Genomic DNA, 9,020 nt, shown 5'->3' with positions numbered 1-9,020 from the left:
ACCCCCCAAATTTTCTCATATCGAATCATTAACCTTTTCAAAATTAACCACTTATTCACCCTGCTCAGGCAGGCTTTTCTCATGTCACAGCGTCACCAGTTTTCTGAAGCGTCCCTACCGCTCTTTGAGAGCGACGAAGTGGTGATTTCTCCTGCGATTCCAGAGGGTAAGCTTCCTTCCTACATTGCAGATCATCGCCAGAGGCTTCGTGCCCGTTTTCTGTCTGGCGGGGCGGATGCGATGCCTGATTATGAGCTTCTCGAGCTTGTTCTCTTCCGCGCGATTCCGCGCCGTGACGTAAAGCCACTCACACGAGAGTTGCTCAATAAATTCAATGACTTCAATGGAGTAATAACTGCGGCGCCTGAGCGTTTGTTAGAGGTCAAACGGGTCGGTGAGGCCGTAATCTGCGAGTTAAAAATCGTTGCCGCAACTGCGCAGCGCCTTGCCCGCTCCCGCATCCTCCAACGCCCTGTTGTGTCCAGCTGGGAGGCCCTAATCGACTACTGCCATACCTCCATGGCCCACCGCGACACTGAGCAGTTTCGGGTATTGTTTCTCGACCGTAAAAACACTCTCATCGCTGACGAAGAACAGGCCTCTGGAACGGTTGATCATGTCCCTGTTTATCCTCGCGAGGTTGTCAAACGCGCCCTAGAATTAAACGCTAGTGCTCTGATTTTAGTACATAATCACCCGTCAGGTGATCCGACTCCGCCGCCTGAAGATATTTCAATGACAGCCCAAGTTGAGCGTGCAGAACAGGCTCTTGGGATCACACTTCATGACCACTTGATTGTTGGAAAATCAACCGAGCTGAGCTTCCGCGCGGCTGGTCTGATCTAACGGATCCAAACTTCGACACGGCGGTTCACTTGGCGCCCCCATTCGGTGTCATCACAGGCCATAGGCATCGCTTCACCATACGCCTGAACGCTTACGTCGAGCTGCGTAAAATCTGCCGTTTCTGCGGCTTTCTCGATCGCATTCTTCACAACTTCGGCCCGCCGACGAGAGATTTCAAGATTGGCTGCGGCGGCGCCTTCGCCATCACTAAAGCCGATAAAAACAAGACTTTTCCCGTCGTATATTCCTGCTTCCAAAGCGCTGGCAAGCTGCTCCACATTGGATCGAGACTGCGCATCAAGCCTCACAGACCCAGTTTCGAAACGAAACGATGTTGTCAGCCTTCGCATCTTGCGTAACGTGCCAATCATGTCCCGCGTTGTCTCCAAAGCGATTTCTTCTCCAGTGACCGAAATGGCGTTGGCCAAACGGTCGCCCTGAAAGTCGATCGATATTTCTTCAGGCGCTTGATCAACAAACCCAGCGCGACGTATCACCAGCTGCGCAGCAGGGCTGCGAGTATAGCTCAAAAATTCCCGCATGATCTTGGGCAAACGTCTTGCAGGAAGGTATAAAAACAAGGGAGTTGTGAGAGGGTAGTCTTCTGTTTTGACATTGCGACGTGTTGGCCTCAAAGAGCGGCCACAGGGTCCTGTGAGTGTAAGGATTTTGGTGTCCAGCGTCGCTGAACGCCCGACAAGTCCGATCCCGAAAGGGTCGATAGAGACGCGCTGTGACAGATCAAAGTTATCAGTTGAAAACCGTGTTTCGCTTCCAGATGTTTGGTTTTCTTTGAGCAGAAGCCGCTGCAACGCAAACGCCCCCGAACCGGTTTCAATATCTCGCAGATAGGGCGTAATTGCGGCCTCTTGTGGACCGAGCTCTTTCCAATTTTTGAGCTTCCCAGAATAAATTTCAGAAAGCTCCAGAACGCTGATGGCTTCAACTGGGTTTTGATTTGAAACGATCGCTACCAACGCATCAAGAGCCAAAACCCGGGCGCGGCCAAGTTGAGTCAGATCTCCCATGCCTGCTTCTCGGGCGAGTTTGCGTTCCGTCGTGCTTATTTCACGCGTCGACATTACAATATTGGTTTGATCTGCAAGGAGGTCTGCGAAACCCTCACCACTTGAGCTAATGTGAAAAAAGAAGCGAGCCAGCGTGGTCTCATCCGATTTCTTAGAGAGGGTGATGCTAAACTCTTTTGCACTTTGGCCTTCGCGCTCGGTTTTGAACCCGCTCTTCGCTGCGAAAGCTTCGATCAAGGCAGGTAACAAAAGACTTCCGATTTCAGCCGCACCTGAAATGTCTACTTCTGCGACAAAGGAGCTCAAGTTTGGGCAGCCAGGGCCAGCACAATCCACACCAGATCCGTCGACAGTCAGCTCGCCGTAGTCCGTTTCAACACGGTAAAACTGCCCGTCAAAGCCCAAGAGGTTCCCGTTGATTTGAACAGACTTGTCACGAGATGTGAGTGTCACATCCTGAGCAATGAGTGATTGCACTGAGCTAAAAATGAAAAGTGCGGCGATATACGCCGCACGTTTAATACTCATCAAAAGAGCCTCTCAACGTGACGGTCAGTTGAAAGATACCTTCATGTCATTGACGAGCTTTTTCAACATTAGAAAGTCACCTACGGCGTCACAAGTGGGCATAGACATGTCCAAAGTCTGAACCGCGATCTTTTCGCCACGGCTTGTCTGAAGCGTTTGGGCTTCAATGTCTTTGTCGCAGTTGCTTGGGGTAATCTCGATATCCACGCTGAGAGCGATATCACCGATCTCCTTCGCCATCCCCGAGGGGAAGGTATAGATCTGGGCAACGAGCGGGTTCTCGAGACTGCTGTCACCAAGTTGGATTAAGAAGCCACCATGCCCAGTCACGCCATCCACGATATCACCTGGGCGTTCGCTCCAGATGTGGCGGGGATCCCCATATTCAGCGCCAAATTCACGTGCATGGAGCCCGATACCCGAATTGCCCTGCATCTGAACCACTGCGCGGTCATAAGAGAAAATCTCCTCTACCGTCACATTGGCCACAGCGCCCGCGCCGCCAGCTAGCGAAGCGATAAACACGGCTGTTTCGTTCAAAGCGGGAACAGTTGTGCTGAACATACCAGTTCCGTCTGTGACGTCTGAAAACATCATACCGTTGTGGTGTATCACCACGCGTTCGTTTGGAGCGCAGGGGGCAGACAGTTCCAGATCCACAAGCGCGGCGGCGATCGGTGTCCCTGATAGAGTCACTTTACAAGTCTCGCTTGTCAGGGGCTGCTGTGTGCCTTGTGGGGCTGCCAAAGAGCTGTCCAGAGAGGCTGTCACAAGCGTTGCTTCATCTGCCGCTGTCAACTTAATGTCTGAGATCGCAACGGGCAAAGGCATAGCTTGCACATCAGCTGCGCTAGCATGATTTGTAGCGGACGTGGTTTGCATGATCTGCCCTGTTAGCAAGATCGTAGCCAGTGTCGCTCCAGCAATTCCATATCTCTTATAGTCGGGCATAGCTGCCTCCGCCGTAAAGGTTCGGAGACAGTTTCGTTAAAAATTTGGGCACTCTTAGGGCAAAAGCACGGAGTCATTCAGGCGTTTTTATGGTGGCTTTAGACGCGCCCATGACAGTGCTTGAACTTTTTGCCAGACCCACAAGGGCATTCTTCGTTGCGTCCAGGGTTGCCCCATGTGTTTGGGTCGTTCTCTACAAAGCCTTCTGCGGGGGCAGTGGCAAGCTCGCTAGCCTTCTCTTGCGGCATGCTGCTTTGTTCGCGTTCTCGCATCATCGCCAGAGCCTGCTGTTGCTCTTCTTCTGAGAGCGGGCGCACAAGGCCAAGCTGCTGTGTGACGTCTTCGCGCAAGCTGTCGAGCATGCCTTCAAAAAGTTGGAAGGCCTCGTTCTTATACTCATTGAGAGGGTCGCGCTGTGCATACCCACGGAAGCTCACCACAGAGCGCAGATGCTCCAGCGTCAACAAGTGTTCACGCCATTTCTTGTCTATTGTCTGCAGCAAGACCTGCTTCTCAATCATCCGCATGGTTTCAGGGCCAAAGTGAGCGGCCTTTGAAGCCATAAACTCGTCGCTGGATTTTTCGAGCCGCTCGGTGATCTCTTCGTCGTCCACCCCTTCCTCTGCGGCCCAATCGATCACTGGGACATCAATACCTAATTTTTCAATACAGGCGGCATAGAGGCCTTCTGTGTCCCATTGGTCGGCGTAGGTTTTGGGTGGCATGTATTCATCAACAAGATCATCAATAACTTGATTGCGCATGTCTTGGGTAATCGCTGAAAGATCAGCCGCCTCCATGATGTCACGGCGCTGTCTAAAGATCACTTTGCGCTGTTCGTTCATGACATCATCGAACTTGAGAAGCTGTTTACGGATGTCAAAGTTACGGCCTTCGACTTTGGCTTGTGCGCGCTCAAGTGACTTGTTGACCCAAGGGTGCACAATCGCTTCGCCTTCTTTCATGCCAAGCGTTGACAGAACTTTATCAAGTCGTTCCGAGCCAAAGATGCGCATCAGATCGTCTTCAAGGCTAAGATAGAACGATGAGCGCCCTGGGTCGCCTTGGCGGCCCGAGCGCCCACGCAGTTGGTTGTCGATACGGCGGCTTTCGTGGCGCTCTGTGGCCAAGACAAACAAGCCGCCTGCGTCTTTGACTTTTTGCTCCCAATCTTTGTGATCGGCTTCAATTTTGGCGCGAACTTCTTCGTTGTCATCCTCAGGAGAGGCAGCGATGGCCTCCATGATCTTGAATTCAACGTTGCCACCAAGTTTGATGTCGGTCCCGCGGCCCGCCATATTGGTCGCGATTGTGACAGCCCCAAGCTTGCCTGCATCAGCTACAATTTGTGCCTCCTGCTCGTGTTGGCGCGCGTTCAAGACATTATGCTTCACGCCCTCTTTGGTCAGCATCTCACTCAGGAACTCAGACTTTTCAATCGAGGTCGTGCCCACAAGAATGGGCTGGCCTTTGGCATTGGATTCTTTGATCGTCTCAACGATGGCGGCGTATTTTTCTTGCGCCGTACGGTAGACGGCATCGTCATCATCTATCCGTGCAATAGGCTTGTTTGTCGGAACTTCGACAACCCCAAGACCGTAGATTTCCATGAATTCTTCAGCTTCTGTTGTGGCGGTTCCAGTCATGCCAGCAAGTTTGTCATAGAGGCGGAAGTAGTTTTGGAAAGTTACCTGAGCCAGAGTTACGTTTTCGGGCTGAATATTGCAGCCTTCCTTTGCTTCGATTGCTTGATGAAGCCCCTCTGAAAGGCGCCGGCCCGCCATCATGCGGCCCGTAAACTCGTCAATCAAAACAACATCGCCGTTGCGGACGATATAGTCTTTGTCTCTAACGAAAAGTTTGTGAGCACGTAGGCCCTGATTGACGTGATGCACAATTGTTGTGCTCTCAGGGTCGTAAAGACTCTGCTCTTCTTCCAATATCCCGCGTTGGCGCAGCAGCTGCTCGAGGAACTCGTTGCCTTCGTCAGAGAAGGTCACATTGCGAGTTTTCTCATCGAGGCTGTAGTGTTCTTCGGTCAGCTCAGGAATGAGTTTATCGATCTCGATATAGAGCTCCGAGCGGTCTTCCGAAGGGCCAGAAATAATCAGCGGTGTGCGCGCCTCGTCAATCAGGATCGAGTCCACTTCGTCGACGACGGCGAAGTGGTGGACCTTCTGATTAATCTGCTTCAGCTCTGATTTCATATTGTCGCGCAGGTAGTCAAAGCCGAGTTCGTTGTTGGTCGCATAGGTGATGTCTGAAGCATAGGCTTCTGATTTTTCGCTTTCGGGCTGCTGTGGGTAAATCACACCTGTTGTCATGCCAAGCGCGCTAAAGACATTGCTCATCCACTCGGCGTCACGGCGGGCGAGGTAGTCATTTACGGTGACAACATGTACGCCCTTGCCTGTGAGTGCGTTAAGATATGCGGGGAATGTCGCAACGAGCGTTTTTCCCTCACCAGTCTTCATTTCCGAGATGTTACCTTGGTGCAAAAAGATACCACCCATGAGCTGAACATCAAAAGCCCGCAAGCCCAAGGCCCGCTTGGCGGCCTCACGGCAGTTGGCGAAGGCTTCAGGCAAGAGATCATCAAGGCTTTCGCCGTCAGCGACGCGCTTTTTGAATTCGGCTGTTTTCGCGATAATCTGCTCATCGCTGAGTGTCTCAAAAGAAGCCTCAAGTGCATTGATTTTTTCAATCAGTGGCTTTGTCGCCTTAACCTTGCGGTCGTTTGCCGTGCCAAAAACTTTTTTGGCCAGTGATCCAAGTCCAAGCATGTTTAGTCCGATCCGCTCATTTATCTCGTCGCAAGACATTTGCTTGCTCCGGTTATATGCGCGTCCTACAACGGCGTGGAACAGATAGCGTGTCTTGGCCTTAAGGCGATGTAAGGGTCGGCTCTCGCAGTGTCAACGCCGCGAGCGATACGCGAATGAAACAAAGGGAATATGATGTCTAAACACTTCAAGATTATGTCACTGGTTTTGGCGGGCGCTTTGGCTTCCACTTCCGCTTCAGCTGACGATACTGCTCCGAACTCTGGCACGGTCGTCGCGACAGTGAACGGCACGGAAATAACATTGGGCCATATGGCAGCTGCACGCAGTGGGCTCCCAGAGCAGTATTTACAGCTTCCCGATGACGTACTCTTTAAGGCGATTTTGGACCAATTGGTCAATCAAACCATCCTTGCAAACCGTTTTGAAGGCGATGTGCCTGCACCAGTCCAGCGCCGCCTTGAAAACGAGCGGCGCTCTCTTATCGCATCAACGGTTATTGAGCAGATTGTTGAAGAAAAGCTCACGGACGATGCGCTAAAAGCCGCCTATGACGCAAAATACGCTGAAGCCACGCCCGACAAAGAGTTCAAGGCTGCTCACATTCTTGTGGAGACCGAAGAGGACGCGGAAAAGATAGTTGAAGAACTGGCTGCAGGTGCGGATTTCACCGAGCTCGCAAAAGAGCGTTCGACGGGACCTTCCGGGCCAAATGGTGGTGATCTAGGCTGGTTTGGTAAAGGTATGATGGTGCCTGCGTTTGAAGAAGCCGTTGCGGGAATGGAAGATGGCGCAATCTCGAACCCAGTTCAAACGCAGTTTGGCTGGCATGTAATCAAACTGAACGAAACGCGGCTTTCAGATGTCCCTCCGTTTGACGAGGTGAGAGCTGAGCTGGAGAGCGAGCTTTTTAATACTGTGATTGAAGATGAAGTAGAGCGCTTAAAGAAGCTTGGCAGTATTGAGCAAGTTTCCGAGGGAGAGATTGACCCAGCCGTCTTGAAAGAAGACACGCTGCTTACGGAGTAAAGGCTCATGGCCAAGATTACCAAAGTATCGCCACTCGCGCCTGCGCAGTTCCCTGTGCTTCCTGTCATCAAGGGCGTGAGCTTTGCCACGGCTGCGGCAGGGGTAAAATACGCTGGCCGCACGGATGTCATGCTCGCACTGCTCTGCGAGGAAACAACGATTGCTGGCGTGTATACGCGTTCTTCCACCCGCTCGGCGGCAGTGCTTGATTGTCAGGCGAAAACCGGGGGCGAAGCGAGTGGTCAAGCAGCGATCATTGTAAACTCGGGAAACTCCAACGCCTTCACGGGCGCTGTTGGCGTACAGTCGGTTCAGGCAATTACGTCTGCGGCTGCAACCGCACTTGATATGGACTCCAACCGTGTTTTCACGTCCTCGACGGGCGTGATTGGTGAGCGCTTGCCACATGACAAGATCGTGTCTGCCCTAGAGGGGCTCAAGAGCAACTTGTCAGAGGTAAATATAGCCGACGCTGCGAAAGCCATTATGACAACTGACACATTCCCAAAGGGAGCATGTGCCAGCTTTGAAGTGGCAGGCAAGACGGTTAATATCACGGGGATTGCTAAGGGATCAGGCATGATCGCACCTGATATGGCGACGATGTTGGTCTATATATTTACCGACGCTGCCATAGGTCAATCCGATTTGCAGGCTGTATTGACTGACCTGACTGGCCCAACATTTAACTCGATCACTGTAGACAGCGACACCTCAACATCTGACACACTTCTCTTATGCGCCACTGGCAAAAGCGGCGTCTCCGTTGGGTGCGAAGATGTACAGTTTAGAGAGGCTCTCCGTGATGTGATGCTAGATTTGGCGCATCAGGTTGTTAAAGACGGCGAGGGCGCAACGAAGTTTGTAGAGATCCGCGTAACGGGTGCGCAAACTGAGCAAGACGCCCATATGCATGCTATGGCGATCGCAAATTCGCCTTTGGTAAAAACGGCGATTGCTGGCGAAGACCCAAACTGGGGGCGTATCGTCATGGCTATCGGAAAATCAGGAGCCTTTGCTGATCGGGACAAGCTTTCTATTTGGTTTGGAGACGTGCTTGTCGCCAAGGATGGTTGGGTTAACCCTGACTACCGCGAAGAAGACGCGGCTGCCTTGATGAAGCTACCTGAGATCGTTGTTAGGGTTGATCTTGGGCTTGGCCAAAGCGCTAAAACAGTTTGGACCTGTGACTTGACGCACGGCTACATTGAGATCAACGCGGACTACCGATCATGAAAGTAGTTCTCGTTTCTGCCGTCGCTCTTTTAGACAAAGACAACCGTGTTCTTTTGGCTCAACGACCAAAAGGCAAGTCGATGGAAGGCCTTTGGGAGTTTCCTGGGGGCAAGGTTGAGCCTGGAGAAAGTCCGGAAGGCGCCCTAGTGCGCGAACTTCACGAAGAGCTCGGCATCGAAACATGGAACAGCTGCCTCGCACCGCTCACTTTTGCCTCACATAGCTATGATGATTTTCACCTATTGATGCCTCTTTTTGCCTGCCGAAAGTGGAACGGGATTGTATCCCCGAGGGAAGGCCAGGCGCTTGCTTGGGTGCATGCAGAGAAGCTGAAAGATTATCCAATGCCTGCTGCGGACATCCCTTTGATCCCTATTTTGCGCGACTGGTTGTGAATTAACACATAATTTACTTTTTTTGAGTGACCTGATGCGGTATCCAAGAGCACAAATATCTTGGAGGATATGCTGTGCGGACAATTATTGTTGCTAGCGGTGTATATGTTCAGGGTTGTTTTGTTCGCATGCTTGAAAACGGGCGTGCTGTCATTCGGGTTGGAAACATAGAGTATACTGGCGACCTTGTAACTTCTGATCGACACGAAAAAAGGCTGGCAGGG

At 51.9% G+C, this 9,020-nt stretch carries 7 protein-coding genes; 4 read left to right on the top strand and 3 right to left on the bottom strand.

Features of this window, described 5'->3' with window-relative positions:
- Positions 1-81: 81 nt before the first annotated feature.
- Complete coding sequence (radC, locus tag P8O11_RS00520) at positions 82-846, top strand: DNA repair protein RadC (RefSeq protein WP_300290523.1); 765 nt, start codon at positions 82-84, stop codon at positions 844-846.
- Here the strand turns inward: radC and P8O11_RS00515 are convergent.
- From P8O11_RS00515 to secA, 3 genes are all read right to left on the bottom strand, one after another.
- Positions 843-2,402, bottom strand: coding sequence for a phosphate ABC transporter substrate-binding/OmpA family protein (locus P8O11_RS00515; RefSeq protein WP_300290521.1), 1,560 nt, complete (start codon positions 2,400-2,402; stop codon positions 843-845). The genes radC and P8O11_RS00515 overlap by 4 nt on opposite strands.
- A 24-nt stretch (positions 2,403-2,426) precedes the next feature.
- The gene (locus P8O11_RS00510; RefSeq protein ID WP_300290518.1) at positions 2,427-3,353 is read right to left on the bottom strand and encodes a hypothetical protein; all 927 of its coding nucleotides are present in this window, start codon (positions 3,351-3,353) and stop codon (positions 2,427-2,429) included.
- Between the two features lie 98 nt (positions 3,354-3,451).
- Positions 3,452-6,136 carry a preprotein translocase subunit SecA gene (gene secA, locus P8O11_RS00505; protein ID WP_300290527.1) on the bottom strand — a complete coding sequence of 895 codons (2,685 nt, stop codon included), beginning with the start codon at positions 6,134-6,136 and terminating at the stop codon, positions 3,452-3,454.
- 171 nt (positions 6,137-6,307) lie between these two features.
- On the opposite strand from secA, the gene P8O11_RS00500 reads away from it, so the two are divergent.
- From P8O11_RS00500 to P8O11_RS00490, 3 genes are read left to right on the top strand one after another with little or no spacing between them, the layout of a single operon-like run.
- Positions 6,308-7,165, top strand: coding sequence for a peptidylprolyl isomerase (locus tag P8O11_RS00500; protein ID WP_300290516.1), 858 nt, complete (start codon positions 6,308-6,310; stop codon positions 7,163-7,165).
- A gap of 6 nt (positions 7,166-7,171) precedes the next feature.
- Positions 7,172-8,401, top strand: a complete 1,230-nt coding sequence (argJ, locus tag P8O11_RS00495) for a bifunctional glutamate N-acetyltransferase/amino-acid acetyltransferase ArgJ (protein WP_300290514.1) — start codon at positions 7,172-7,174, stop codon at positions 8,399-8,401.
- On the top strand, positions 8,398-8,796 hold the full coding sequence (locus tag P8O11_RS00490) for a (deoxy)nucleoside triphosphate pyrophosphohydrolase (protein ID WP_089893827.1): 399 nt from the start codon (positions 8,398-8,400) through the stop codon (positions 8,794-8,796). Before argJ ends, P8O11_RS00490 begins: the two co-directional genes overlap by 4 nt.
- The last annotated feature ends 224 nt before the right edge of the window (positions 8,797-9,020 follow it).

It is taken from the genome of Lentibacter sp. (genome assembly GCF_029254145.1).
In the GTDB taxonomy this organism is placed as follows: Bacteria; Pseudomonadota; Alphaproteobacteria; order Rhodobacterales; family Rhodobacteraceae; genus Lentibacter.
The sequence above is the reverse complement of the archived record's forward strand: the minus strand, read 5'-3'. Positions and strand labels throughout refer to the sequence as shown.